Below are 26,359 nucleotides of genomic sequence, written 5' to 3' on the forward strand. Positions count from 1 at the left end.
TTTTTAATATTTATAACAAAAATAAGAAAATAATTTATAATTAGAGGACGATGAAGGGCATAAAAAAGCCGGACCTCCCTGCGGAGACCCGGCCTTTCCTTATCGATCCGTACTTTATATAGTCTGACGGTTCATTACTTCGGTTTGTTTCCGGATAGACTCCATGTGGATCAGCTTAAACAGCTCTTCCACTACTTCCGGGTAAAGATTCAGGCTTTTCGCCCATTCCGCACGGCTTTCGTGCACGTGTTTCCAGCGATCCAGCTGAAGCACGGCCACGTTGTTATCCCGTTTGTATTCGCCCAGCTGCTCTACTACGGCCATCCGGCTGGCCAGCACTTCCATCAGCTCCCGGTCCAGGTTGTCGAGCCGCGCTCTCAGCCGGTCCAGCTCCGACTGGAAGTCGGTTCCGTAAGTAGCTTTCCGGAATTCCGTGTTGTTCAGCATTTCGCCCAGCGCATCCGGGGTAAGCTGCTGAGAGGCATCTGACCACGCTTCGTCCGGGTTACGGTGCGACTCAATGATCAATCCGTCGTAGTTGAGGTCCATGGCTCGCTGGGTAAGCTCCGCCAGGTAGGCTCTTTTACCGGCCATGTGGCTGGGGTCACCGATCATCGGGATAGCCGGGAAATATGTTTTAAATTCCACAGCAATCTGCCACATCGGCGAGTTCCGGTATTTGGTTTCCTGGGCGTTGGAGAAACCGCGGTGAATGGCACCCAGCTTGGTAATTCCGGCACCGGCAATACGCTCAAATGCACCTACCCAAAGGGCAAGATCCGGGTTTACCGGGTTTTTGATCAGCACCGGCACATCCACACCCTTCAGGGCGTCGGCCAGGTCCTGCACATTAAACGGGTTAACGGTGGTTCTGGCACCGATCCACAATACATCTACACCATATTTTAATGCAAGCTCAATATGCTGCGGGGTAGCTACCTCTACAGCGGTTTTCAAGCCTGTCTGCTCTTTTACTTTTTGTAACCAGGGCAGCGCTTCTTCGCCTTTCCCTTCAAAACTACCCGGCCGGGTTCTTGGCTTCCACACGCCCGCGCGATAAATGTGCGCATAACCGTTCCGGGCTATTCCTTCCGCTGTTTCCAATACCTGCTCTTCTGTTTCCGCACTGCATGGTCCTGCAATGATCAGGGGTTTGCCATCTGTTTTTACCCAGGACTCCAGTGGCGACACGTTCAAATTTGCTTTCATTAAGTGAAACTATTTAATCCTATTCCTATTTTATCTTAAAAACCAATTATCTTTGTGCCTCAAATTCATCGAACATTCTTTATGTCACCTAAACGTCGTATTGATTTTTCTGATACGGAAACAGCGTTCAAAAACCAATCCAACAGCCAACTGAACCTCAACTACTCTATTTTTATGGCCATGAATCAAAATTGGCTGGTAAATATAGGTACTTTTTTAATTAAGTGGTTTCTGAAGATAGGTTTACCCATAAAATTTATAATTAAACGAACTATTTTCCAATTATTCTGCGGCGGTGAGGATATCCAGGAGTGTGAAAAGACCATCGACAAGCTGCACCGTTACAAAGTAGGCACCATTTTAGATTACAGCGTGGAAGGGGAAGACGATGAGAAAAGCTTTGATGAAACCAAGGCCGAGCTCATGAAAACCATTGAAATGGCCAGCCTCTATCCTGAAAAGATCCCGTTTTCGGTGTTCAAAGTAACGGGGATCGGCTCACGGGAGCTCCTGGCAGAGGTACAGGAAGACGGCATCGACTGCCTTTCGCCTGAAAAGCTGAGTGCATACCAGCGCCTGGTCAAGAGATTCCAGACCCTTTGCAAGAGCGCCGCCGATAAGGGTGTTCGTTTGTTCATTGATGCCGAAGAAACCTGGATCCAGGATGTCATTGACGAGCTTACGCTCGAAGAAATGAAGAAATACAATACACCCGGTAAAACGCTTATTTATAATACATACCAGATGTACCGCACCGCTTCTTACGGAAACCTGGAGGCGCACATCCGGACGGCAAAAGCAGGCGGGTTTACCATTGGCGCCAAGCTGGTACGGGGTGCCTATATGGAAAAAGAGCGGAAAAGGGCGGAAGAAAAAGGATACGCCGACCCGATCAACCCCACCAAGCAGGCTTCTGATGAAGAGTACGACGAGGCGGTTGCTTTAAGCGTTTCCGAAATAGACTATATCAGCGTATGCCTGGGCACCCATAACGAAGACAGCTGCAACCTGGCCGTAGCGCTCCTGGACGAAAACGGGATTGCGCCGTCTGACAGCCGTGTCTTTTTTGCCCAGCTTCTGGGAATGAGCGATAACATTTCCTTCAACCTGGCCGCCGCCGGTTATAATGTAGCCAAATATGTACCTTACGGGCCTATTGAGTCGGTTATGCCGTATCTCTTCAGAAGAGCAGATGAGAATACGTCTATTGCCGGACAAAGCAGCCGCGAATATTTATTGATCAAAAAAGAGAGGGAAAGAAGAAAGTCAGCATGAGATCAGCCGGAAAATATTTTTTGTTTACCTTATTGCTTATAGCAATAGACCAGGGCCTGAAGCTTTGGATGTATTACGTGGTGGTTCCGCAGCATAACGGAAGCATCGACCTCATTCACGGGGTATTTAAATTGCATTATGTGACCAATCCCGGTATGGCCTTCGGCATGGAGCTGGGCGGAAATTACGGGAAGATCGCGCTTACCCTTTTCCGGGTGCTGGCCATGGGACTGATCGGCTACTACCTGTTCAGGCAGGCCCGGAAACACCCTGATAACGGTATCCTGTGGGCGCTGGCGGCTATCCTGGCCGGGGCGCTGGGCAACCTGATCGACAGTATCTTTTACGGTGCCCTGCTGCCGGGCAATGCCCCTGAATGGGTGAAAACGCCCTGGTTCCACGGTGAGGTCATTGATATGTTCTACTTCAACTGGCTTGACGGCTTCTGGCCCGAGTGGGTGCCGCGTTACGGCGGGAGTTATTTTCTTACGCCTATTTTTAATTTCGCCGATGCTTGCATATTTTGCGGAGTGGTAGCAATTTTAATCTTTCAAAAGAAATTCTTAGAACTGGGAAATAAATGAAACTTTCTAATCTGAAAATAGCGGTGGCCCTGCTTGTTTTTATGGCACTTTACGGGTCTTATAACATTCCCGGCGTCAAGGCCCAGAAGGTCATCCAGGTGATCTGTACCTTGCTGAGCATTGCGTGTATGGTGCTTATTATCAGGAATCCCGCCGAGCAAAAGAAAAAGTGGTGGAACGTTTCCCTGGCTGTTCTGCTCCTGGTTACGCTGGTGGGTTTCATTATCGGGAAGTAACCCCAGGCTTTCTATCAGCGTTTATTGTAAAGAAACTTTAAGCCCTGACCGGTATAATACTTGAATTTCTCATCGGACGAAACCAGCGTATAACGGTCGGTTATAGCATGTGAAACGATGGCGAAATCATCAGGATCATTGTGGCCGGATCCTGCATCTAATTTTAAGAGTGTGTTTACATGCCTTTCTGTAAAAGGAAGTATGCGAATATTTAAATTGTTCGTTAACAATTCTAATACGTTTTCTTTTTCCCAGTCTCTTCTTGGTTTTATTTTAGCTTTCCTAAGAAGTTGAGATACTTCTATCATAGATACAGAACTCACTTCACAAATATTATAAGCGTCAGAAATTACAGCCATTATATCCCTCTGTATTTTATAGTCTTCTCCTGATATTATATACACAAGGATATTGGTATCTAACAAATACCTGTTCATCATTTCAAAATCGCTTCATGATCAATGATTTCGAATGCGGATTTCCCGCTCTTTAACCATTCTCCAATTTTTGAGAGCTTCTTTGGCTCTTCCTTCATTGATTTAAAGCCGAAATCTTTGTTCCTCCTTTTGCTTGTCTTTTTTTCTTTGGTTTCCATAAGTTCTGCTGATTAATGCACAAATTTAGGCATAGAAAAATTATTTCTTCTGAACTCTGGATAATAAATGGCGTTCTATAAAATACTATCCTGGAAAACAAGATTTCGAATTACTCAAATTAAGTAAAGAACCCTAACCTATTTCAATACAGGTATTTTTATAAAACTATCGGAATACCACCGGATACGCAAGGGCTCGTGGGCGTCTTTTATGGTTTCGGTAGTTACCCGTTTTCCTGTTCCGTAATTCAGTTCCGAAAACGGGTTTTTATTCACGTTGAGTACCACCGCCAGCCGGCTGCCTTTCTGCACTTCTAATTGCCTGGAAATGAAACCGGTATTTAGTTTACAAAAAAGAGGGATTTCGCAATGAAATCCCTCTAAGTGGAGACGCAGGGATTCGAACCCTGGTCCGAACACGGCTACTGTCAAGCCTTCTACATGTTTAGCCGGTCTTAATTTTCGGGGTCAGAAAGCCGTCCGGCGTACCTGGTCTGACCCTTATCTTCTCAAATACTATTCAGAAATCAGAAGCCCGCATCTGAACGCCTCTGCATGGTTGACACCCCTGAATCCCTGGCGGCAGAGGTTGGCCCGGGAGGGATGTGGCTTATGCGTAATTTACTCCGAAATTAGGCAGCCATGGCATACGAAGTATTGCCAGTTATTGTTCGGTAGATTTTTTAAATGGAGACCTTCCACCAACTCCATACATGCTTATACTCGCAATGGCTTCATGCCGTCAAAACCGGTCGTCCCCATTACTATCTATAGTAACCCCGGATCACACCGGATAGTTCCATTAAAGTGTTCTCATATGATTGACCAGGATATAACTCACCTTGCCTTCAATGAAATGCACGTGTACGTAACGGGTATCTTTTTCGTCTACCTTATAACCGAAATACCACTCCGGGGCCTGTTCCATGGTGGGATCAAACGCTTCCTGCAGGTTTTTTACGCCCAGCATGCTGTGTTCAAACCTCGGCCGGTAGCGGCTATTGCCCTGCAGGGATTTCAGCTTTTCAGCGGTCATTTCACTACTTTCTCCCTCGCGAACCGCCTCCGATGCACTTATACTTTCGGGCCATTGTCCCAACCGCTTACCGCCGTTCAGGTAAATGCTTTTCAGCTTCCTGTTTTCAAACCAAAGCTGAACTCCGTCACTTGTTCCTGCTTTTTCATCAAATGTCATGTACGAATAAAGCGGAAGCTGCTGTTCCAATGTGCTGAAATCAGTGATAAAATTCGAAACAAGGTTCAGGTAAGTAACCCCCAGGCTGTCGGTGAGCAGCTGTGCCCCCGGGTAAGCGTCTGAGGCAGCCTGTCCGATGGTGATCCCGTAATGTTTTCCGGCAGTCAGGCTGTCTTTTTTTACCAGGATCGTCGCCGGAGGGTCAATAATGGGGGCTGTTACTTCATCATCTGTAGTAAGGCAGGAGTAAAGCACGGCCGGGACTGCAATCAACATCAATGTCTTTATTTTTTTCATCTGTGTAAAATTTTAGCTTTCAGCCTTCAGCTATCAGCCGCAGCGGCGGATCGCTTATTCATGGGCCGGTTGGTGATACGTCACCCGATGTGCCCGACTTCTGATAGCTGATAGCTGACTGCTCATGGCTATTTCATAAAAGGTTTGAGAAATGATCTATGCTGTAAAGACCCGCCGGCAGGCAAAAAGGTTGTAACCGTTTCAAAAAAGAAGCTGCCCGGAAGATCTCCTCCCGGGCAGCTGTTCTGTCGTTTCGGTTTACGGTTATTTTGCAAACAGCTTATTGTACGCCTGCTCGTACTTATCGCCGCTGATCCAGGCAGGGGCCTGGGCACGGTTGGCAATCAGCCGGGCGGCATAGGTATACGACTGCGCGTATTTCAGCAGGTAACTGTGATCAATATTATCCGGGTTATCGGCAGCCTGGTGATAATACGTATTGATTTCGGCATCAAAAGCATTAAAACCGGGTGAATAGGTAGGTGCAGGAATTCCCTTGGCCGCCAGGCTCACGTTGTCTGAACGGTCAAAAAGGTTCTGCTCCGGGGCCGGGTCATCCATAGCGGTAAGTCCGAAAGCGCGGGTCGCGGTATCAAATTCTTCCTTCACGCCGGTACGGTCCAGGCCGATGATGGTAATTTTTGTCATATCGTTGTAGCCCGCTCCGTCGCAGTTCATGTTAAATACCGTTTTGTTCAGCGGAACCAACGGGTGCTCGGCATAGTAACGGCTTCCTAAAAGGCCCATTTCTTCGGCTGTATACGCAATAAAAAGGATCGACCTTTTGGGCTTTACCTTAGTAAATGCTTCGGCAGCCGTTAAAACCGCTACTGTTCCGAAGGCATTGTCACGGGCACCGTTAAAGACGGTGTCGCCGGCCGATACGTTTCCGGCCGCCGCTCCGTGGCCTACATGGTCATAATGTGCCGAAAGAATCAGGTATTCGTCTTTTAATTGCGGGTCAGAACCCTCCAGCACAGCGGCTACATTGTAAGTCAGCACATCTTTGACCTTCCGCGCCCCGATCTCCAGGTTCACCTTGCTGATCTTATTGGCTACCAGTATTTTGGCTGATGTAGAGCTGATCCAGAGGTGCGTGATCTCCTCTCCTGATGAGGCGGCGGTTTTCATTTTGGTAGAAGGCCGTCCGAAATAGCGTACCACCATATTCCACGGGCGCGGCGAGTTAAAGACCTCGATAATGGCCACGGCGCCCCGCTCTTTGGCCAGCTTCTGCTTGTCTTCAATAGAGGCAAACAGCTGGTTGGGTGCTTCAGAATCGGGAACACCCACACTGGTAATGATCACCTTTCCTTTCACATCCACTCCTTTATAATCGTCGTATCCTTTATCTTTATCGATCCAGGCGTAAGGCAAATGAACGGTTTCAAAAGAGCCTTCAAGGCCGCTTCCCTGCATCAATACAAAGTCTGTTCCTATTTTGGCGCTTCCTTCGGTAGTGGTGATGGTGCCTTCTCTGGGCGGGATCACCGTTTCCAGCGGTACTTTCTGGAAGTAGCTGCCATTGGCCGGTTTCAGTCCCAATGCCCGGAACTGCTCGGCAATGTACCGGCCTGCCATCAGGTTACCCTGCTCGCCGGGCTTTCTTCCCAGCATCTCATCGGCCGCCAGGATATTCATGTGTTTGGTGGTCTGACTTTGCGGGATACTGTACTCCGGAAGGTCCTGCAGCTTTTGTGCAGAGGCGCTTCCGGCCACCAGTAAGCCTAAAGTAAGCGCTGTTAAAGCCTTGTTATTCATTCTTCTTGTTTTAGGTTAATGATCAAAATTACAGAAAATGTTGCTTATAAAGGTAAGATCCTGGCTAATTTTGCGGGTATACAAAAGTATCGTTCCATTTATCCCGTGCAATGAATACCGAAATCCGAAAAGCAGAACCTCAGGATTCCGCCGGAATAGCCACCCTGCTGTTGCTGGCTATGGAAGAGATCGTTTACGAATTCCTGGGCGAAAAAGATAAGCAGGCAGCCTTTGATTTCATGCACCGCATGGTAAGCACGGAAAACAACCAGTATTCCTACCAAAATGCGTACACCCTGCATGTTGACGGGAAAATGGTGGCTGCCGTCAACCTCTACGACGGGGCCCTCCTGGAAGAGCTGAGAAAGCCTGTAGCAGAATATATGCAGGCGCATGCCTCCGTACCCTTTGCGCCCGAAGATGAAACGCAAGCCGGTGAACACTATATCGATTCTATCGGGGTTCACCCCGAATGGCAGGGAAAGGGAATGGGAGGACAGCTGCTCCGGTACCTCATTGCAGAATACGTGGAAAAGCAGGGACTAACCCTCGGTCTGCTGGTTGAAAAAACCAACCCGGCCGCCCGGCGGCTATATGAAAAGGTGGGTTTCCGGAAAACAGGAGAGAAGGTGCTGGCCGGAAAAACAATGGATCATTTGCAGATAAGGTCATAAGCGGCCTTTTTTATCAGCACCACCTGCCCTAAATGGTAATACACATGCTCTATCATGGCTTCAATGTTCCGGCGGTATGTTCCGTAACGTTCTTCCACAAATATGCTGTCGAGCTTTTCCGGAGTCATGCTTTCCACGTGAGCAGCCAGCTTTTCAGCATCCTCCCAGAAGCCGGAAAGCATCCTTTCCCATTCTTCCTGGCATTGGCACGGTTCAAAGTCAAAACTGAAGCGGTCTCTGATCTCCAGCTCTCCTCCTTCAAATACTTTTAAAAGACCGGAGATATAATAGCGGATATGAAACGTAAGCGCTTCCAAAGTATTAAAAGAAAGTACTTTTCGGGCGGCTAACTGCCGGTCGGTACCGGCCAGTTGTTCACGATAATTGGTATTGGCTATCCATTTCCCGTCCAGGATGACTTCCCGGAACCGGCCGGCCAACTGAGCTGATTCTTCCATCATTTCTTCAATAGTTTTTCCCTGATCAACTGGAATGCCCCTTCGTAAGATGCCCCCACCGGGATTTCCGTACGCCCCGCCCATACCGCCGTGCGCGATACTTTATCGATCTTATCCGTAGCGACAATATAGGAGCGGTGAAGCCGTACAAACTTTTCCGGCGGTAGCTGCTGCATGGCCTCCTGGATGGTTTGCCGGCAGAGAAGCTTCCGGTCTTTCAGGTGATATTCCATGTAATTCCCCTGCGAAACGATGAACAGGATATCTTCCCAAAAAACTTTTTCCTCTTCCATACCGGTTTTGAGAAACATGCTTCCCGTCTCCGGGGTTTCAGGCTCCAGCGCTTCCAGCACTTTATTGCATGCTCTGGAAAACCGCGCCAGTGAGAAAGGCTTCATCAGGTAATCTACGGCATCTACTTCAAAAGCATTCACCGCATACTCCGAATAAGCGGTTGTAAAGATCACTTTCGGTTTCCTGGATAGTGTACTGAGAAACTCAAAGCCCGATATATCCGGCATTTTAATATCCAGGAAAAGCAGGTCCACCTTATTTTGCTGCATATACGGAATAGCCTTGAAAGCATCGGTAAAAGTAGCTTTTATAGTTAAAAACGGAACTTTTTCGGCCAGCATCATCACTACTTCCAGGGCTTTGGGCTCATCATCTATGGCAATGGCTTCAATATGCATTCAATATCTGAGGGTTAATGATACAAAAAAATCCTGCTCACTCTGCTCAATGACCAGCCGGTGGCGCTGAGGATACAGTAAATTTAACCGTCGCCTGACATTTTCCAGGCCTATCCCGTTATTAAATTTTTCAGGATCGGCATCCCGCGCCGCATGCAGGCTGTTATGCACTTTAAAAAACAGGCTCTCCTTATCAAAGGTCAGCGTAATATGAATCCAGGAAGGATTGACCAGCGAGATACCGTGCTTAAAGGCATTTTCCACGAAAGGATTTAAAAGCATGGGGGCTATCCGGATCTCGGTACCCGGCTGCTGAAGGTGCACGGTAATGCGGATATCGGGCGTTTCATCAATCCGCATGCGCTGGATATCAATATAATTTTCCAGCTGCTCCACTTCCCTGGAAATGGAGATCTGGTCGTGGTTATTTTCATTCAGCATAAACCGCATCATATCGCCCAGCTTTTGAATGCCCGAAGCCGTAGTCTCGGCATTTTCTTTCAACGCCACCGAATAGAGAGTATTCAGCGCATTAAACAGAAAATGGGGATTGACCTGCGCTCTCAGCTGGTCCAGCTCAGCCGATTTGACGGTCACCTGGGCCTGTAGCTTGTTTTCCTGGCGATAAAAGAGATACCTGAGCCAGCCCGCCCCCAGGGCCAGCACGGCAGCCGGCAACGCTACGCTGCCGCTCCGGGGCAAATGGTTTATTACGGCGTATCGGAGGGCTTCAAAAGTAGGCCGGAAATCCTGGTCACCTCCTTTCTGGCCATCGGTGATCCGGTAAATTACCTGCAATACTTCAACCAGCAAAGCCGAGAGAAAACAGAGTGTAATTACCCCGAAAACGCCCGATAAATATCCCTTTCTGCTGCGTTTGGCCTGCAGGTCGAGGTAGAAATAATCCTGCCCGTAAATAACCGCCACAGCCATGACCAGCACAAACGGCACAGATGTATGACCCGGCAGCTCCCGTAATTCAAAATGCTGTATATTTCCCAGTACACCCAGGAAAACCAGGAAAACGAGGGAGCAGATAGCAAAGAGGAAATTGATCACCAGGTCAAACATGGGCCCTTCGCGCCGTAACCGCCCACAGAGCGCATAAAAGCCCTGGGAGAAGGCTTCGAATAAGAATATCGCCCACAAAAGGGTGAGGCTATAGCCCAGCAGGCTGATTTTGCGGGTTACCTGGAAAAAGCGGAAGCTGTCTTCAAAGCCGCCATGATAGCTGGTCAGCTCAGGGTATATCCGGAAATGCCCGAAAAGAAAACAACCGGCCAGGAGCAGGACAACGGTAAGAAAAAGGTAAGGTATGCCCGCAGGGGAGAACGATTTTTTCCGGAGCAGCGGAAAAGCATAACGATGGAAAGTAAACCAGGCCAGGTACACAAAAGCGGCCAGGAGGATCACCGGCACGATTATATTCCGGACCGGGCTGTAGTCGCCCAGGCTTTGATTGATCATTTCTGCCGGTATACCGTTCCCGGCCAGGATATCCAGGCAGGAATTAAACCGGGCAGCGGCCGCCAGAAGGTAGCTCCTGGCATAAAATGCAATGCCGGCCAGTACCACCCAGTTTTCCCACGATCGTAATTTCTTTTCTTCCATCGGTTTTTCTTCCTCCGGCAATATTACGGCTCCTGCAGGAAATATACAGCGGGAAGTGATCAAACCGGGCTAAAATGGGATGAAATATCTTATTTCACGCCCCTTAAGAATCCGGAGGATTCGGATATTTACAGGAAAAGAAACACACGTTTAAATACGACCCTGTCGGGGTCGTATAGGGTGCTTTAATATTTGACCCTTTCAGGGTCGGAATAGGGCATTTTCGTCTATAAATATTTGACCCTTTCAGGGTCGGAATAGGCATTTTCGTCTATAAATATTTGACCCCTTCAGGGTCGGAATAGGCATTTTCGTCTATAAATATTTGACCCCTTCAGGGTCGGAATAGGCATTTTCGTGCCCTAGGGCTATACAATTTGACCACGAAGGGATTTATGGTTGAGCCGTAACTAAAAGTGGGGCTAAAATGCCCCACCCATAATTACCTACTCGGAACTCCGAACTATCTACCCGACACTCGTCACTCGTCACTCGTCACTAACCACTCGGAACTAACCACTCGGAACTCGCCACTACCGTATATACCTGAAATCCGTCCCCGCCTCCAGGTTCGTCAGAAACGCATAATACAAATCAATGCAGGCCTGTATATCGTCTTTGTGGCACATTTCTACCGTAGTGTGCATGTATTTCTGCGGCAAGGAGATCAGCGCCGAGGCTACTCCTTCTGCCGAATACGCAAACGAGTCGGTATCGGTGCCCGTAGAGCGGCTCGCTGCAGCCAGCTGGTACGGTATCTTCTTTTCTTCTGCCAGGTCAATGATCTGGTGCAGCAGGTTGTGCTGTACCGCCGGGCCATAGGAGAGGGTAGGGCCCTTCCCGCAAGCAATATCGCCGTCTTTTTTCTTATCGTACATAGGGCTTTGGGTATCGTGGGTAACGTCTACACAAACCGCCACATCGGGCTTTAAACGGCGCGAGATCATCTCTGATCCCCGCAAGCCGATCTCCTCCTGCACGGCATTTACCACATACAGCGTAAACGGCAGCTTGACCTTGTTTTCATGGAGCTTCCGGGCCACTTCGGCAATAATGTATCCGCCCATACGGTTATCCAGCGCCCGGCCTACGTAGTATTTCCCGTTCAGCTCGGTCAATCCGTCTTCAAAGGTAGCCACGGTACCCACGGTAATGCCCATTTCCAGCACTTCCGCTTTTGATGAGGCGCCTACGTCGATAAAAATATTTTTCAATGAAGGAGCTTCTTCCTTGCCCGCCTCACGTACGTGGATGGCCGGCCAGCCGAAAATACCTTTTACTACACCTTTCTTACGGGTATGAAGGTTCACCCGCATGGAAGGGGCGATCTGGTGGTCAGAACCGCCGTTTCTCCTTACATAAATATAGCCGCTGTCGGTAATGTAATTCACAAACCAGGAGATCTCATCCGAGTGGGCTTCAATGGCCACCTTGTAGTCCTGTCCGGGATTAATTACGCCCACGGCCGTACCGTACACATCAATGATGTGCTCGTCGATATAGGGTTTCAGGTAATCAAGCCAGATCTGCTGACCGGCCGATTCAAAGCCGGTAGGAGAGGCATTATTCAGGTATTGGTATAAAAAATCGATGTTTTTTGACATATATTTAAATGTTATCAAATACTTACAATGTTTTGGGTTTTATAATTCTGGCGATCTACAGAATCCACGGACTTCGTCCGGTGGCTGATTAGGTTATGTCCCTACGGGACACCCTGATTGCGGGGATTCATCAACTCCCCACCCGGAACTCGTAACCCCTCACTCGACACTCACTACTCGGAACTCGGAACTCTCTACTCGGCACTCGTAACTCGTAACTCTCTACTCGGCACTCGTAACTATTCTCCCATTCTCCACCCTGAACCTGTATTCTTTCTTCACCGAAGGACAGCAGCAGGGGTCACCGGCGGCGTATTCGCTGCCCGCGAAATATATCACTCCTTTTTTGATTTCCCGGATCTCCAGGATAGGTCCTTCGCATCTTCCGCCCCCGTAAATTTCTCCTGATTCCTCCAGCTTTCCGCCGTTTTGCAGCAAAATCTTGAAGTAGATAAGGGTATTGTTTTCCAGGTGCGGGGTGAACGAATACTGCACCACCGCATCATCCAGTCCGTCGCCGTTGAGATCACCCGTTTGCACGGTCTTCTTGTCAATGCTGAACTCACCGAAAAGCTCCTTTTCCGTAGAAAACTCTTCAGTCTTTGGTAAAACAAAGTAGGCGTAGGTGCTGTCGGTCTCGGCCACAGATACGCTGTCGTAGCCCGACATCCGGCCGGTGAAGATCTCTTTTACCTCTTCGATAGGATCTGGTGCCGGGGGGCCTTGCCGGTCAGAGGTACCGGCAGAACCGCAACTGTACAGCAGAAATGCAAATCCGGAAAGGAGAATCAGCTTCATTCAGATGGTTTGGTTAATCAGCTCCAAAAATGGCTGTTTTTTCCTTCTTCTCAAAGTTAATTCTTTTTTTCAAAACCCAGGCTGGCAGAATTTACACAATACCGCAGTCCGGTGGGCTTCGGGCCGTCGTCGAAAACATGTCCCAGGTGAGCGCCGCATTTTTTGCAGACGATCTCTTCCCGGATCATGCCGTGCGATGTGTCCCGGTTCACCCGGACCTTGCTTTTGTCAATGGCATCGTAAAAACTGGGCCAGCCGCAACCCGCATCAAACTTGGTTTCCGAGGTAAACAGCTCCTCGCCGCAGCCAATGCATTTATACGTGCCTTTCTCATGATGATCCCAGAATTCACCGGTGAAGGGCCGCTCGGTTCCCTTCTCACGTACCACATAATATTGCATGGGCGACAGCTGCTTCCGCCACTCCGCTTCGGTTTTGACAATTTCCGGGGCCTCTTCTTTCTTCCGGGCCAGTTCTTCTTTTTGTGCCATGGTAGTACAGGACAGGTTAAACAATACTATGAAAAGTAAATAGCGCATAAGTATATTTTTAGTTTCGGGTGACGAGTACTTAGTTCCGAGTAACGAGTACTTAGTTTCGAGTGACGAGTACTTAGTTCCGAGTAACGAGTACTTAGTTCCGAGTGACGAGTACTTAGTTTCGAGTGACGAGTACTTAGTTCCGAGTAACGAGTACTTAGTTTCGAGTGACGAGTACTTAGTTCCGAGTAACGAGTACTTAGTTCCGGGTGACGAGTACTTAGTTCCGGGTGACGAGTACTTAGTTCCGAGTAACGAGTACTTAGTTCCGGGTGACGAGTACTTAGTTCCGAGTAACGAGTACTTAGTTCCGAGTGATTTGACATCGCTTTGAATACTCTCCACTCGGAACTCTCTACTCGGAACTATTTATAAAACGCCTTTTTCCGGCGAAAAGTGCCCTCCATTTTGAACCCACTTCGGGTAGAATTAGTTAACTATATGTAACCCTTTCGGTGAATATAATTTATCTTTGTAACCGGAAATAAGAACTTTATTTATATATGCTGAGTATCAGTAATTTACAGGCAAGAGTAGAAAGTAAGGAAATACTAAAAGGTATTAATCTGGAAGTGAAGCCCGGTGAGGTGCATGCCATCATGGGTCCTAACGGCTCCGGAAAAAGTACCCTGGCTTCTGTACTGGCCGGGCGCGACACATTTGAAGTGACCGGCGGAAGCGTGGAGTTCAACGGCAAAGACCTGCTGGAGCTGGCTCCCGAAGAACGTGCCGCTGAAGGTATTTTCCTGGCTTTTCAATACCCGATCGAGATACCGGGTGTTACTACCATTAACTTTTTGAAAACGGCTCTCAACGAGATCCGGAAGTACCACGGCAAAGCCCCCCTTGATGCAGCCCAGTTCCTGAAGCTGATGAAAGAGAAGGCCAAAACCGTTAAGATAGATGATCAGCTCCTGCGCCGTTCATTGAACGAAGGCTTCTCCGGTGGGGAGAAAAAACGGAACGAGATTTTCCAGATGGCCATGCTGGAACCTTCACTGGCTATCCTGGATGAAACCGACTCGGGACTGGATATCGACGCCCTGCGTATTGTGGCTGACGGCGTAAACCAGCTCCGTTCCAAAGACCGCTCATTTATCGTGGTAACCCACTATCAGCGTCTGCTGGAATATATCGTTCCTGATTATGTGCACGTGCTGTACAAAGGACGTATTGTTAAATCCGGTACCAAAGAGCTCGCCCTGGAACTGGAAGAAAAAGGATATGATTGGATAAAAGCAGAAGCAGACTCTGTTTCCGCTTAAGTTAAAACATGATGTAATGTCTATTCTGACGAAAATAGAAGGTGAATTTGACTCCCTGCTCCACCATTTAAACGGAAAATCCGGCCTTGCATGGAACCGGCTTCGGGAGCAGGCCTTTGATAACTTTAAAAAGCTGGGTATTCCGACCGTAAAAAACGAAGACTGGAAGTATTCCAGCCTGAAAGGTCTCGACAAGTACGACTACCAGCTCTCCTCTGCTTCATCCGTTGCCGCTGAAGAGCTGGCAGCGCTTCCTTTTGCTGCACTCGAAGGATTGCAGCTCGTATTTGTGAACGGAAGCTTCGCTGCAGACCTGTCTTCTCCTCTGCTTAATGAGAAGATCAGGGTGCTCAGCTTCCGGGAGGCGGAAAATGCAATACCCGAGGTGCTGAACGAATACTACGGCAAAGGGCTTGACATCGAGAAAGAGGGAATGACTGCGTTGAATATGGCCATTTCGCGCGACGGAGCGGTTATTTATGTACCCGACCATGCCGTGCTTGAAAAACCGGTAGTGATCCGGCATATCCATGCAGTAGGGCAGGGACATATCAGCAGTTCGGCGCACCACCTGGTGGTAGCGGGCAAAAATGCAGAAGCTAAGGTAGTGGAGATCTTCCAGACCATCGGCGATAATTCTTCTTTTGCCAATATGGTCACCGAGATTTTTGTTGCCGAAGAGGCCCGGGTAGATTACTACAAGATCCAGGACGATAACGACGCCGGTTTCCATGTAGGCACCACCCAGGTGCTGCAGAAAGACCGCTCATACTTCTATGCGGCCACGTTTACCGTAAACGGGGGCTTTGTGCGCAATAACCTGAACCTGGTGCTCGACGGCGAATACATTGAAAGCCATATGTACGGCCTCTATATCCCTAACGGCAGCCAGCACGTGGATAACCACACGCTGGTAGACCACCAAAAGCCCAATTCGGAAAGCAATGAGCTTTATAAGGGGATTCTCGACGGACGCTCGAAAGGCGTATTCAACGGGAAGATCTATGTGCGCCAGGATGCGCAGAAAACCAATGCCTACCAGAATTGCCGGAACGTGATCCTGTCGGAATCTGCCGGCATGAATACCAAGCCCCAGCTGGAGATCTGGGCCGATGACGTGAAATGTTCGCACGGTACCACTACGGGTAAGCTCGACGACGACGCCGTGTTTTATATGCAGTCGCGCGGTATTCCCCGCGCTGAAGCCATTAAGCTGCAGCTGGCGGCCTTTGCCGAAGACGTGGTTTCCCAGATCAAATGGGAAGCCCTGAGAGATCAGCTGGATATACTCATTCTGAAGAAGCTTCAATCATGAGTTTTGAGGTTAACCGGATAAGGAAAGACTTTCCGCTCCTGGATACACAGGTAGCCGGCAAGCCGCTGGTGTATTTAGACAATGCCGCTACCACCCAGAAGCCGGCCGCCGTGCTGGATGCGCTGGATGCGTATTACCGTTCGTACAATGCCAACATCCACCGGGGCATCCATTACCTGGCTGAAAAGGCAACAGCTGCCTTTGAAGAAACCCGGAAAGCGGTCCGTGACTTTCTCCATGCCGGAAGTACCGAAGAGATCATCTTTACTTACGGTACCACAGATGGCATTAACCTGGTGGCCAATACCTACGGCCGAAAATTCCTGCAGGCCGGAGATGAAATCCTGATTTCTGCCCTTGAGCACCACTCCAATATTGTGCCTTGGCAGCTCTTGTGCGAGGAAAAAGGATGCGTGCTGAAGGTGATCCCGATAGACGATAGGGGAGACCTTATCCTCGAAGAATTCGACCGCCTGCTCTCTGAAAAAACAAAGCTGGTTTCTGTAGTGCACGTTTCCAATGCGCTGGGTACCATTAACCCGGTTGAATACATCATCGGCAAGGCACATGCAGCCGGGGCCAAGGTGTTAATAGACGGTGCCCAGGCCTGCAGCCATATCCCGGTGAATGTGCAGGAGCTGGATGCTGACTTTTATGTGCTTTCGGCCCATAAGCTTTTCGGGCCTACGGGTACGGGTATCCTCTACGGTAAAAAAGAACTTCTGCTGGCCATGCCTCCTTTCCGGGGCGGCGGCGAAATGATCAAAGAAGTTACGTTTGAGAAAACCACCTATGCCGATCTGCCCTATAAATTCGAGGCAGGAACACCCAATATTGCCGATGTGATAGCCTTTAAAGCAGCCCTGGATTACTTGGGTACGCTGGACAAAGAAGGACTGGCCCGGCACGAGCATGAGCTGCTGGAATACGCCACAGCGCAGCTGGAAACCATAGAAGGCCTGCGGATCATCGGGAAAGCTCGGAAAAAGATAAGCGTGGTTTCTTTTGCGATTGAAAATATTCACCCGCAGGATATCGGTATTATTCTCGATCAGCAGGGCATTGCCGTGCGAACCGGCCACCACTGCACCCAGCCGCTGATGCAGTGCCTGGGCGTTCCGGGTACGGTACGGGCCTCTTTTGCGCCGTACAATACCCGGGAGGAAATCGATGCCCTTGTAGCGGGTTTGCATAAGGTGAAGAAATTTCTGAGCTAGTTCCGGATGTGTCGGGCAAAGGCCAGAGGCATTAATAACCGTTTAGTCCATGTTCCCTTTTTTCCGAAAAAAAGAAAATGATTTTACACCCGGAGCTGCCCTGAAAGTCGACATGCACTCTCATCTTATCCCCGGAATAGACGATGGCGCCCCAGATACGGAAACCAGCATCCGGCTGATCCGTGGACTGGCCGGAATGGGCTACCGGAAGGTCATTACCACGCCGCATATAATGCAGGGAGTTTACCCCAATACAAGCGGAATTATTCGTGAGGGCCTGGACCATCTGAAAGCAGAATTGCAAAACCATACAGACCTGTCCATAGAAATAGAGGCAGCAGCTGAATATTTCATGGATCTTCATTTCGAAAATCTGGTGGAGGCTGACGACCTGCTGTATTTTGGAAAAGAAAAATATGTTCTGGTGGAAATGTCGTTTATGGCGCCTTCACCCAACTACGAAAATATCCTGTTTTCTCTTTTTAATAAAGGATACACACCTATCCTGGCCCACCCCGAACGTTATACTTACTGGCACCATCACCCGGAAATTTTTGAACGGATAGCCCAGATGGGGTGTAAACTGCAGGTTAACCTGCTCTCACTTACCGGTTATTACGGTAAAGACGTTATGAAAGCAGGAGAGGGGCTGGTACAGTCGGGCCTGGCAGATTTTCTGGGTACAGATGCCCATCATCAGCGGCATGTGAATGCATTAATAAACTACAGGCTGGTCAACAGAAAGCTTACTACCGTTTTGGGTAGCACCACATTTCTGAATGAGCAATTGCTTTGAATTGCGTGCGGCAATGCCGGATATTAGGGAGTATTTGTTATGAAAAATACAAAAACATTTGGAAATCAGTCCATTAATTGTAAACTTTATGACAAATAAACCTTTAACCCTATGTCAAGAAATATCATTACCAGCAAATTATCTTCCCCATTCCCAACCCCATCAGTACAAGAAGGGGGTTTCTTTGTGGATATAAGAGATAACCAACGCTCTGTTGATCTAAGCACGGGTGAAGTGATCGACGAAAATAACATTCGTCGCACTATATCATTAAATACCCAATCGGTGAACCAGGAAACTGACCCTTATACCTCTAAAATTATCAAGCTTATTCCTGCCGATATTATAGGGGTTTATTTAGGAGTATTTAATATTATAAAATCAAGTAGTGAAAATCAGGGCAATAACCGTACGCTTCAATGGATCGTTTTTGGCCTGATACTTCTCATCACTCCTTTTTATCTTAAGAAGGTTGCCGGTGTAATAAGCACCCGGCAAATCGTCTTTTCTACAATTTCATTTGTGGTATGGGCTTTTTCTTTAGGTGGACCTTTGGACGGTGAAGACATAGGCGGATACACCATCCAGTTTTTAGGGGCGTTGTTTTTGCCTATATACACTCTCGTTATTCCCTTGTTCTATACCGGTAATTCAAAATAAGCCCGGTACTGTACATCCCTTTGCCCTGCCTGAGAAATGTAAAAATATATGTATCAGGAGCTATGGAAAGTTATACTTGATTCCAGCATACTGATCGGTTCTTCCTGGTCATCCAGAAGTACCTTATAATAGGTCTTGCCAAACATCTGATAGGGCGCAGAAGCTACAATACCCGTTGTTCCTTCCGGTACCTTTTTACTATTGACCGTAACCAGCTCACCCACTACAGTATCTGTATCCGCAAACAGCCCTTCACTATGCTTCAGACAGGATTCTGCCAATAATAAGTTACCATAACCTAAAAAAGCTACTGTATAATAATTGGCTCCAAACACGGCTGTAGGGCCCTTAACCACAACACCTGTAACTGATGTCGGTCCGTTATACGGACATATGCATCTTACTTCATCATTAACCTGGAACATGATTTATTCGTTTAATAGTAGTTTTTTATTTGCATTAAAGATATTCCGGATATTTTCAATGGCCTCTTTCCTTTTTAAAGAATCATTAAGATTAGATTCTTCATTGAGAATCGTATAATAGATTAATTCCCTGGCATACTCACTGTTTTTTTTAAGTCTGTTCAGGTTGGACCCGGCTTGAATCATACTGCCTGACATACTAACAGCCGCCTGCTCAGATTCTGAAGAATCGGGAGAAGAGCTGAAACCAAAGCCCGCATAATTCGATAATACTTCTATTGTACTGCTCATAAAACTAAATGTAGCCTTTGTGGCATTAGATGCATCATTTCTGACTCCTTTTACCGTGTACTCGCCATTGGGCTGGGTGACAATAGCTATATCAGAATTGCCTATACGGGTATAAGCTGATGCTTCATTCATTTTTGCTTTCCAGTATTGATCGCCAGCCCCTGCCACAAAAGAGGCAAGAGGGTCATTCTGTACTGATCTCTTTTCTTTTATTTCTGTGAGCGGCTGCACTTCTTCTTCTATGAAGGTTACTACCTGTCTTATTATGTCATCCAATGTTTTAAAATCAAAAGTTTCATCTGCAGATAGTAAATCACTAAGTGCCATAAGGTCTTTCTTCACAGTATTTCCAAGCTTGTTAAGCTCAATAAATCCGTTTGTAGCCAATTCAAAGCTCAAACTATAATCCTGTATAGCTGCTGATTGTCTTTGGCACGAATCAAGCTTGCCCGTTTTAGTATCGGGACAGGATGGTGCAGTCCATGCCCTGTCAAAAGCAGCTAGTGCTCTTGTATGAATTTGAATAATTGAATCTATCTGTGCATTAATGGTTGATTTAGCATTTTCATGTATCCTCCGGAATGTTTGTTTTTCCATTTGAATAGCGTCCTTTCCGTCTTTAATTAATTGAGCTTTTGTCAGCCAGCTCTGCGTAAGAGTATCCATTTGGTATTGCAGTATTTCTTTCTCATTTTTCAGACCGGCCACTTTTTTCGTATCCTTGGACTGGGCCGTAATCAGGGAATCCTGGGTTCTCAGGTTTATTTTCAGCTTATCTATCTTAAGAGAATATTCTTTGCTTTCTTTTCCCAATTGATCTATGCGTTCCCTGCGCTGTTGTTCCCGTTTTGCAGTAATAGAATTCATGCTTTTCGAAGTTTCAGCAAGAATTGATTTCTCCAGTTCTTTGTAACGGTTATTCAATAAATTTTGCCGGATCTTCTGCTCCAATGGCTTCACTCTTTCCAGCCAATAAGCCGGGTTATTTAATAAATAAGTCTTGTCCAGGATTTTCATATCTATGGTCAGCCGGGCGTTGCAGCTCCACAAAGCAAGCGCCACAGGCATTAACGTAACGAGTAACTTTGTTTTCATCTTTTATCTGATTTATAGTACCGGGTTTATTTTCTTTTTATAACTTTTCTGAGCCTGGCCTCACCAATAGAGTCAAGCATCTTATTTTCCACATTATTCTCCAAAACAATATGATTCATCAGCTGGAGCAAGGCAGAATGTATAATGGTAGAATCCTTATTTTCCAGGTCATTTAGCAACGCATCTCCCAACGCCACAAATACTTTATTTTTGTGAAGTTGAAAATCTATTTCATCTGTTGTAGCGGTCAACCTTTCAGCATTATTGACATTTGCAAGGCTTAAAAGATGTTGAAGTGCGTTTTTTGACTGGGTAATATTCCCGATCTGGTTGGCTATATCATCTGCATTGGAAGATAGAATTACTACTAACTGCCTGTCAGGATCAGCGGCTAAGGCCTGCATGCCCCCGCTGGAGTCCTGCAGTTTTCCGTTATCCGGCTGGCTGAATTCATTAAAATAGACATCAATGGCATCTGTTTTAAAATAACCTGACCAATACCTGGTTTTTGAAAATAGCCAGGTATGCGCAGTAATGTCAACCCGGTAATAATTAGGTAGTTCCTTCGCATTATCTTTAAAATAGTGATGCTCACGAATGCTGGTTCTGCAACCGGCCAGCACAAGGCAGGATAAAACCGCCAGGAGGTATACGATTTTCATGTAAATAGGGTTTAGGGGTTCTAAGGTTTACCGTAGAAGGTTGTTTAACAATGATTTATCACTACGAATGTAATAAACCATTATCAAATTATCAACATAAAATGTAATTATTTTCAGATATTATAGGAATGCCGCTATATATTTTATTAAATTGGCAGTGTAATAACCTTAAAACCGCCTATAATATGTCCCCAAAAAGACTTTTCCTCTCATCTCTATGCTTCGTTGTGATTTTATGGATTATTTCCCCTGTTATCTTGGCTTGCTTATTTCCCGAGTTGGAGCACAGAAGTAAGTTTGCTGATACTTATGCGGTTATAAACTCCCTATTCTCAGGTTTGGGCTTTGTTGCTCTGATTTATACGATTGGTGTACAGCAAAAGAGCATTGCCAATGAAATTAATCTGGCACAAAAAAATAACAGGCTGTTATCGCTCACTACTTTATTACAATATTATTCGATGGAAGAGGGGAAATATAAAGATGTGGATCAAAGTATAGTCGCACAAGCAAAAGCTAAAAAAGAACATATCCTGACATTAGTTGATAAAGAAATCCATGATGAAAAATAAACAGAAAAATTTTAAATTTTTCGAGTCCATCTTAACATTTGCAATAGATGAGTATTATGAAGCTAACACAAATTCTGCTAGCTTTCCCCTGAATGAAAAAGTTTTTTTTGAGCAGGTTTATGTAACCAGGGAGAAAAAGGAAGAAGAGCTGGAATATTCACTCAGAACAGATCGTGCACCCCTCTATTTTATAGGCCAACCCGGTACAGGGAAGACAACGGTAGTTCGTAAAGTGTTGTCAAAACTCAAAGAGGATAATGGTTTGATATTGTATTTCGACTTCAAAAAGATCCCCGGAATTAACAATGAGGTCAACCAGTCATTCGAAAATATGTCCCAATTTATTACTGACTGTATTCAAGAGAAAATTAAACTTGATTATCCGGATATCAGCACACGGGAGATTATTTATTTCCTGGAGCAAAAAAGAGAACTCGCACAAGCACCTCATAATCCCAAATTGACCAGACTACTTTCAAACCTAAGAACGGTATATGACTTTGACTTAAACGCCAAAAAAGAAAAAACTTATCTTGAATGGCTTGAGTATTCGCTTTTCAACAGCTTCTCCACAGTGCTACAAGACATTTGCTGGGAAATATTCCATGAGTTAAAACCTCATAATTATCTTTCATTTCTAATTAACAAAGATAACATTGAGAGAAATTGTGTGTTAGCTTTTGATAATATCGATAGTATACTGGATACTGAGATCAGAGGTACGTTTCAGAAAGTAGTCAGGAATGAACTTAATATATATCGTGGCATTGCAAATATAGTATGTGTTATCCGTGAAAAAAATATTGTCGATTATTCTGATTTTGGATCACAGATTGTAAATGAAATAAATTTAAATTATGAAGACCTGATCCCTGGTGAGTATTTAGAGACAGAAACGGCTGCCATTACTGAAAGTCCTGATCCGGAACGGATAAGACAAATCCTGAAAATTACAAATGCAAATCAGGCGAAGGATTTGTTTGCCAAAAAAATTTACAACAAAAGGCTCAATTTCTTTAAAAACAACATCGCTATTTTAGATGAGTCAATAGAAGAAATGGAAGCGTTTTATGAATTGATCCATAATGACGATTGGCTGGCCAGCGACTTCTTTGAACTTTGCAATTTTAATAGAAGACAAATGCTGGTAGATATTTCAAACTTCATTGAGTATATTGTTTTTGACAGAAGATACTCTTTATCAATATTGACTTTAAATAAATATCGCCTTAGCATTATATTACAAACTTTCTTTTACAGCTGGATAAAGTATGCGAAGAAATACTATGAGGATGAAATATACAATCTTCCAAAAGATGTGGATTCGTGGAAGCGAAGAAAAGAGCCGGTAATTAACTGCAACATAGACCATCTTATTTTCTGCGTAATCTTTAATTTGAGTAAACAGGAATATAGGAACTTCAGCTATGGGAAAAAGGCCCAGCTTAAAGAAGTAATCAGCGTAATGTCTGAAATAGGCTATAATAGTGATCTGGTTCTTGAAAGGATACATTTTTTGCATAAAGAGAAAAACGGTATCCATAAAGGCTTACTGGAATTCTACAATGAGCATGACAGAATGACCCGGAAAACCGGTATCCAGGTATCTCTGACACCAAGATCCTGTAATTTACTTTCATTTTCAAGTACAAAATTCTATAGTGTTTTTGCCGATTTAAAAGAAGAAGTCAAAAGGAAATCAGCAAACAAATCAATTGAGCTTTATGAAAATGATCTTGAGCCAATTACTACTCCAAAATTAAAATTATACATTATGTTCCTTCTAGATTTGGCCCAAAGCCATATTGAAGCGCTCTACCATATAAAAGATGAACTTCAAAAAAATAATCATAAAAACTGGCTGGAGCATTTTAAGAAAATTTTCTGTTTCTATCACGTCAAACAAAACTATTCCAAAATTGAGCACCCCGAATTATTATTCAACAGGCTTCTCTTAAGTAATATCAAATTCCTTAAAAGACAAAGTGAAATGGAAAGCGAAATACAAGGGGCTAACATCAGAGTTAAAATTGAAATGATAGAACAGTTTGAAAAACTGCAAATAGCTTTTGATCGTGCCGTTTCAGATATAGATGAAACACCTCTGGCAGAGTTACCCGAGAACGGCCTTATAAAAGCCATCGATTTAAGTATTTTCAAATAATGAAAATTACTTACAATACCCCAGATCCTTCAGATCCGCCAGCCAGTACGCCTTATCAATATGTGCATTCAGCGTCTGGTATGGCCAGCTGACGCCCCCGTCGGTGCTGCCCCGCAGGTCGTAGCGCCTACCGATCAGTAAACGGTAAGTAACGGCGGTTTTGGCTCCCCGTGTAATTACCCCGGCGTCTTTCCAGGCATTTTTTCCCACCTCGCTGAACTGTATCCGCAGCTGGGCCGGCAGCTTGCTGTCAGGGATGGTCGAGCCGTTCGGGCATGTATTGTTCATCTCAATGGTCAGCGGCTTCGGCAGCGTGGCCCGAACGGCCGGCAGGTCCACTGTCCTGCTTTCGCACAGCGGTACGGCTGCAGAAGTCGCCAGTACTTTGGCTTTGTTCCCGCCGTGGTAATTGTTGTAATCCAGCACTACCAATTTAACCGGGTCGTCCTGGGCCGGAAGCAGGCTTACGTTAAGTGTTTTTCCCTTATTCAGCGACAGGTAATATTCTTTGATCACGCTGCCGTCCCTGGCGTTGACCAGCCGGGCGAGATGGCTGATGTCGAGGTTGGTATAGTCGCTCGAAACCCGGAACGACGGCCCTTTGGCACAAATCTCCTGTATCCAGCCGGCTATCCAGTAGCTGAGGTGGGGGATAGGGAACTCCGCCACCAGCGCCCCGCCGGCATTTTTGCTGACGGCTGTTTCTCCTTCCAGCTTCCATACGCCTTCATCGGTATCGTAGCTGATGATATCCAGTCGGTCGCCTGCTTTAATGGGCTTGCCGGTCACCGGGTGAAGCGTGTTGGGGTTGAGCTGCATCACCGCCTGCAAGGGCTCCTTAAAAGAGCGGATCACCTCCTGGTTTTTCGTGCTCATCTCTATAGATACCATGCCGGCCACCCGGCTCACCGTAAACGGGTTGACCAGCGGTTTTCCTTCTGCATTCTGGGGTTTTGCGGCCGTTCCGCCGTCGGGTAGGCGGCTCTGTGCGCCGGCTGCAGAATAAGTGATCAGGCTCAGCTCGCGGGTGCCGCTGAGGGCCTGCCCGTTTTCGTCAAAGAAACGGTTCCCTGCCGGCAGGCGCAGCTCCAGCTTTTCGGCTCCGTTAGCCACCTCTACGGCTGCCTGCTCATCTATTTCCAGCTGGCGGGTAGCCATTGCCCCGGTCTGCCCGGCTTTGATCAGCCGGGCACTGAAGCTCCGGTTGGTCCGCGCCGTATACTTGAATCTTCTGATCACCTTCAGGTAGCCGGCGGCTTCGGCTACTACCGTAAAATCAACCGGTTGCTCGGGAGTAGGCTCGAGCTCCGGCGCCAGGGCCAGTACCACCACCCCTTCTGCATTGATGCGGTATTTGGGAGTATTCAGGTGGCTTACTATCTGGGCGGCATCCGGCCCGGTAACTGAAAATTTCAGGTCAGCGGGCACCTTACCTTCTTCCGGCAGGTTAAACTGTATCCGCAAAGTACCGGTCTCAATAGGCTCCTTAAAGCCCAGCACAAAATCTTCCACCGGATTTTTACAAGCGGTAATAGTTAGGAGAAGGAAAAGCAATTTTTTCATAAATGTTAATTTTAACTATGAGTGTGCTGGTTTTACGGGTGGGTCAGTTCCGGGTACCGAGTTGAAGTACTCGGAACTAACTACTCGGTACCCGGAACTAATACACCCGGTACTTAACCTGTATCGAGAGGTACGGATAAAACCTGTACCCCCTCATATTCTGCTGGATTTTCAACACCTCTTCGTCAATGGTGGTGGTTTCCAGGAAACCTTCGTAGTTCAGCCGGAGCTTCGGGCTTCCCAGGTGAAACATGCCCAGGTCGAGGCACAAGCCCACCCGTTTCTGCATCACCTGCCTGCCGATACCTATGCCCAGGTAAGGCTTCAGCCGGTTCCACCGTATCTCCAGGTCAGTATGGCCGAATTCATTTTTCGGTATGGTCATTTCACCCAGCTTCAGGTCGCCGTCGGTATCAAAAAAGGCTGCATAACGTTGGAAAGGGGCATAGGCCAGTCCGGCGGTAGCCCGCAGCCAGCGTTTCTTCAGAAAGTGATAATCGGCCAGCACATATACATGGCCGCTGTAAATATCGGGTTGTGCATTCAGATAGCTGTCAGTGGCGGTTTCAAAGCGAAGCGGTTTCCTGAACCACACATAATTTACCCCGGCCCGTATAGAAACAGGCCGGGCGGTAAACCGGAAAGAACTTTCCAATCCACCGCCCAGCGTGCTTATGTTCAGTTGCACGGATTCAGCCTTCACCGTATCCGGTGAGCCTGTTAACAGGCCTATAATGAGTAATAGTTTCATGGATAGATTACTTTAGTTCCGAGTGGAGAGTTCCGAGTACCTAGTTCCGGGTGGT

28 protein-coding genes and 1 other RNA gene are annotated in these 26,359 nt (G+C 46.8%); 11 read left to right on the forward strand and 18 right to left on the reverse strand.

Going from position 1 to position 26,359, the window contains the following annotated elements:
* Window positions 1-114: 114 nt before the first annotated feature.
* The gene (locus AB2U10_RS04460; protein WP_367913208.1) at window positions 115-1,209 is read right to left on the reverse strand and encodes a chorismate mutase; all 1,095 of its coding nucleotides are present in this window, start codon (window positions 1,207-1,209) and stop codon (window positions 115-117) included.
* Window positions 1,210-1,290: 81 nt separating this feature from the next.
* On the opposite strand from AB2U10_RS04460, the gene AB2U10_RS04465 reads away from it, so the two are divergent.
* The 3 genes from AB2U10_RS04465 to AB2U10_RS04475 are packed head-to-tail and all read left to right on the forward strand — an operon-like array spanning window position 1,291 to window position 3,304.
* Window positions 1,291-2,484, forward strand: coding sequence for a proline dehydrogenase family protein (locus AB2U10_RS04465; protein WP_367913207.1), 1,194 nt, complete (start codon window positions 1,291-1,293; stop codon window positions 2,482-2,484).
* Window positions 2,481-3,068: a lipoprotein signal peptidase gene (locus AB2U10_RS04470; RefSeq protein WP_367913206.1), complete on the forward strand. Its 588-nt coding sequence runs from the start codon at window positions 2,481-2,483 to the stop codon at window positions 3,066-3,068. The genes AB2U10_RS04465 and AB2U10_RS04470 overlap by 4 nt, the downstream gene beginning before the upstream one ends.
* Window positions 3,065-3,304: a hypothetical protein gene (locus AB2U10_RS04475; protein WP_367913205.1), complete on the forward strand. Its 240-nt coding sequence runs from the start codon at window positions 3,065-3,067 to the stop codon at window positions 3,302-3,304. The genes AB2U10_RS04470 and AB2U10_RS04475 overlap by 4 nt, the downstream gene beginning before the upstream one ends.
* A 14-nt stretch (window positions 3,305-3,318) precedes the next feature.
* On the opposite strand, the gene AB2U10_RS04480 is transcribed toward AB2U10_RS04475, so the two are convergent.
* The 6 genes from AB2U10_RS04480 to AB2U10_RS04505 form a co-directional block, all read right to left on the reverse strand.
* Complete coding sequence (locus tag AB2U10_RS04480; RefSeq protein ID WP_493820225.1) at window positions 3,319-3,744, reverse strand: type II toxin-antitoxin system VapC family toxin; 426 nt, start codon at window positions 3,742-3,744, stop codon at window positions 3,319-3,321.
* Complete coding sequence (locus tag AB2U10_RS04485; RefSeq protein ID WP_367913204.1) at window positions 3,741-3,899, reverse strand: hypothetical protein; 159 nt, start codon at window positions 3,897-3,899, stop codon at window positions 3,741-3,743. Before AB2U10_RS04485 ends, AB2U10_RS04480 begins: the two co-directional genes overlap by 4 nt.
* A gap of 138 nt (window positions 3,900-4,037) precedes the next feature.
* On the reverse strand, window positions 4,038-4,211 hold the full coding sequence (locus AB2U10_RS04490; RefSeq protein WP_367913203.1) for a hypothetical protein: 174 nt from the start codon (window positions 4,209-4,211) through the stop codon (window positions 4,038-4,040).
* A 70-nt stretch (window positions 4,212-4,281) separates the two neighbouring features.
* Window positions 4,282-4,659, reverse strand: a transfer-messenger RNA (tmRNA) gene (ssrA, locus tag AB2U10_RS04495).
* 42 nt (window positions 4,660-4,701) lie between these two features.
* Window positions 4,702-5,391 carry a hypothetical protein gene (locus AB2U10_RS04500; protein WP_367913202.1) on the reverse strand — a complete coding sequence of 230 codons (690 nt, stop codon included), beginning with the start codon at window positions 5,389-5,391 and terminating at the stop codon, window positions 4,702-4,704.
* Window positions 5,392-5,655: 264 nt separating this feature from the next.
* Window positions 5,656-7,152, reverse strand: a complete 1,497-nt coding sequence (locus AB2U10_RS04505) for a M28 family peptidase (protein ID WP_367913201.1) — start codon at window positions 7,150-7,152, stop codon at window positions 5,656-5,658.
* Between the two features lie 110 nt (window positions 7,153-7,262).
* Here AB2U10_RS04505 and AB2U10_RS04510 point away from each other — a divergent pair, with 110 nt between their 5' ends.
* Complete coding sequence (locus tag AB2U10_RS04510) at window positions 7,263-7,826, forward strand: GNAT family N-acetyltransferase (RefSeq protein WP_367913200.1); 564 nt, start codon at window positions 7,263-7,265, stop codon at window positions 7,824-7,826.
* Here AB2U10_RS04510 and AB2U10_RS04515 read toward each other — a convergent pair.
* From AB2U10_RS04515 to msrB, 6 genes are all read right to left on the reverse strand, one after another.
* Entirely contained in the window at window positions 7,805-8,287 is a 483-nt protein-coding gene (locus AB2U10_RS04515) for a DinB family protein (protein WP_367913199.1), read from the reverse strand. The two genes, AB2U10_RS04510 and AB2U10_RS04515, sit on opposite strands and share 22 nt — an antisense overlap.
* Window positions 8,284-8,976, reverse strand: a complete 693-nt coding sequence (locus AB2U10_RS04520; protein ID WP_367913198.1) for a LytR/AlgR family response regulator transcription factor — start codon at window positions 8,974-8,976, stop codon at window positions 8,284-8,286. Before AB2U10_RS04520 ends, AB2U10_RS04515 begins: the two co-directional genes overlap by 4 nt.
* A complete protein-coding gene (locus AB2U10_RS04525) occupies window positions 8,977-10,587 on the reverse strand; it encodes a sensor histidine kinase (RefSeq protein WP_367913197.1) in 1,611 nt (536 codons plus the stop codon).
* Window positions 10,588-11,120: 533 nt separating this feature from the next.
* Window positions 11,121-12,191 carry a M42 family metallopeptidase gene (locus tag AB2U10_RS04530; protein WP_367913196.1) on the reverse strand — a complete coding sequence of 357 codons (1,071 nt, stop codon included), beginning with the start codon at window positions 12,189-12,191 and terminating at the stop codon, window positions 11,121-11,123.
* A 222-nt stretch (window positions 12,192-12,413) separates the two neighbouring features.
* Entirely contained in the window at window positions 12,414-12,989 is a 576-nt protein-coding gene (locus AB2U10_RS04535; RefSeq protein ID WP_367913195.1) for a hypothetical protein, read from the reverse strand.
* Window positions 12,990-13,045: 56 nt separating this feature from the next.
* Window positions 13,046-13,528, reverse strand: coding sequence for a peptide-methionine (R)-S-oxide reductase MsrB (gene msrB, locus AB2U10_RS04540; protein ID WP_493820227.1), 483 nt, complete (start codon window positions 13,526-13,528; stop codon window positions 13,046-13,048).
* 503 nt (window positions 13,529-14,031) lie between these two features.
* On the opposite strand from msrB, the gene sufC reads away from it, so the two are divergent.
* The 5 genes from sufC (at window position 14,032) to AB2U10_RS04565 (ending at window position 18,781) form a co-directional block, all read left to right on the forward strand.
* Window positions 14,032-14,793 carry a Fe-S cluster assembly ATPase SufC gene (gene sufC / locus AB2U10_RS04545; RefSeq protein ID WP_367913194.1) on the forward strand — a complete coding sequence of 254 codons (762 nt, stop codon included), beginning with the start codon at window positions 14,032-14,034 and terminating at the stop codon, window positions 14,791-14,793.
* Window positions 14,794-14,809: 16 nt separating this feature from the next.
* Complete coding sequence (gene sufD, locus AB2U10_RS04550; protein ID WP_367913193.1) at window positions 14,810-16,108, forward strand: Fe-S cluster assembly protein SufD; 1,299 nt, start codon at window positions 14,810-14,812, stop codon at window positions 16,106-16,108.
* Window positions 16,105-17,325, forward strand: coding sequence for a SufS family cysteine desulfurase (locus tag AB2U10_RS04555; RefSeq protein WP_367913192.1), 1,221 nt, complete (start codon window positions 16,105-16,107; stop codon window positions 17,323-17,325). The genes sufD and AB2U10_RS04555 overlap by 4 nt, the downstream gene beginning before the upstream one ends.
* Window positions 17,326-17,374: 49 nt before the next feature.
* On the forward strand, window positions 17,375-18,121 hold the full coding sequence (locus tag AB2U10_RS04560) for a tyrosine-protein phosphatase (protein ID WP_367913191.1): 747 nt from the start codon (window positions 17,375-17,377) through the stop codon (window positions 18,119-18,121).
* A gap of 111 nt (window positions 18,122-18,232) precedes the next feature.
* Complete coding sequence (locus AB2U10_RS04565; protein WP_367913190.1) at window positions 18,233-18,781, forward strand: hypothetical protein; 549 nt, start codon at window positions 18,233-18,235, stop codon at window positions 18,779-18,781.
* A gap of 53 nt (window positions 18,782-18,834) precedes the next feature.
* Here the strand turns inward: AB2U10_RS04565 and AB2U10_RS04570 are convergent, their stop codons facing one another.
* The 3 genes from AB2U10_RS04570 to AB2U10_RS04580 are packed head-to-tail and all read right to left on the reverse strand — an operon-like array spanning window position 18,835 to window position 21,254.
* Window positions 18,835-19,206: a hypothetical protein gene (locus AB2U10_RS04570; RefSeq protein ID WP_367913189.1), complete on the reverse strand. Its 372-nt coding sequence runs from the start codon at window positions 19,204-19,206 to the stop codon at window positions 18,835-18,837.
* Between the two features lie 3 nt (window positions 19,207-19,209).
* Window positions 19,210-20,592 (reverse strand): hypothetical protein, encoded by a 1,383-nt coding sequence (locus tag AB2U10_RS04575; RefSeq protein WP_367913188.1) that lies wholly within the window; start codon window positions 20,590-20,592, stop codon window positions 19,210-19,212.
* Window positions 20,593-20,618: 26 nt separating this feature from the next.
* Window positions 20,619-21,254 carry a hypothetical protein gene (locus AB2U10_RS04580; RefSeq protein WP_367913187.1) on the reverse strand — a complete coding sequence of 212 codons (636 nt, stop codon included), beginning with the start codon at window positions 21,252-21,254 and terminating at the stop codon, window positions 20,619-20,621.
* 185 nt (window positions 21,255-21,439) lie between these two features.
* On the opposite strand from AB2U10_RS04580, the gene AB2U10_RS04585 reads away from it, so the two are divergent.
* Together AB2U10_RS04585 and AB2U10_RS04590 are read left to right on the forward strand one after the other, a co-directional pair.
* Entirely contained in the window at window positions 21,440-21,826 is a 387-nt protein-coding gene (locus AB2U10_RS04585) for a hypothetical protein (RefSeq protein WP_367913186.1), read from the forward strand.
* The gene (locus tag AB2U10_RS04590) at window positions 21,813-23,990 is read left to right on the forward strand and encodes a hypothetical protein (RefSeq protein WP_367913185.1); all 2,178 of its coding nucleotides are present in this window, start codon (window positions 21,813-21,815) and stop codon (window positions 23,988-23,990) included. The genes AB2U10_RS04585 and AB2U10_RS04590 overlap by 14 nt, the downstream gene beginning before the upstream one ends.
* A 6-nt stretch (window positions 23,991-23,996) precedes the next feature.
* Here AB2U10_RS04590 and AB2U10_RS04595 read toward each other — a convergent pair whose 3' ends face one another.
* Window positions 23,997-25,553, reverse strand: a complete 1,557-nt coding sequence (locus AB2U10_RS04595; protein ID WP_367913184.1) for a hypothetical protein — start codon at window positions 25,551-25,553, stop codon at window positions 23,997-23,999.
* Window positions 25,554-25,650: 97 nt separating this feature from the next.
* A complete protein-coding gene (locus AB2U10_RS04600) occupies window positions 25,651-26,304 on the reverse strand; it encodes a hypothetical protein (RefSeq protein ID WP_367913183.1) in 654 nt (217 codons plus the stop codon).
* Window positions 26,305-26,359: the final 55 nt, after the last annotated feature.

The organism is Leadbetterella sp. DM7, assembly GCF_040829825.2.
Classification (GTDB): Bacteria; Bacteroidota; Bacteroidia; order Cytophagales; family Spirosomataceae; genus Leadbetterella.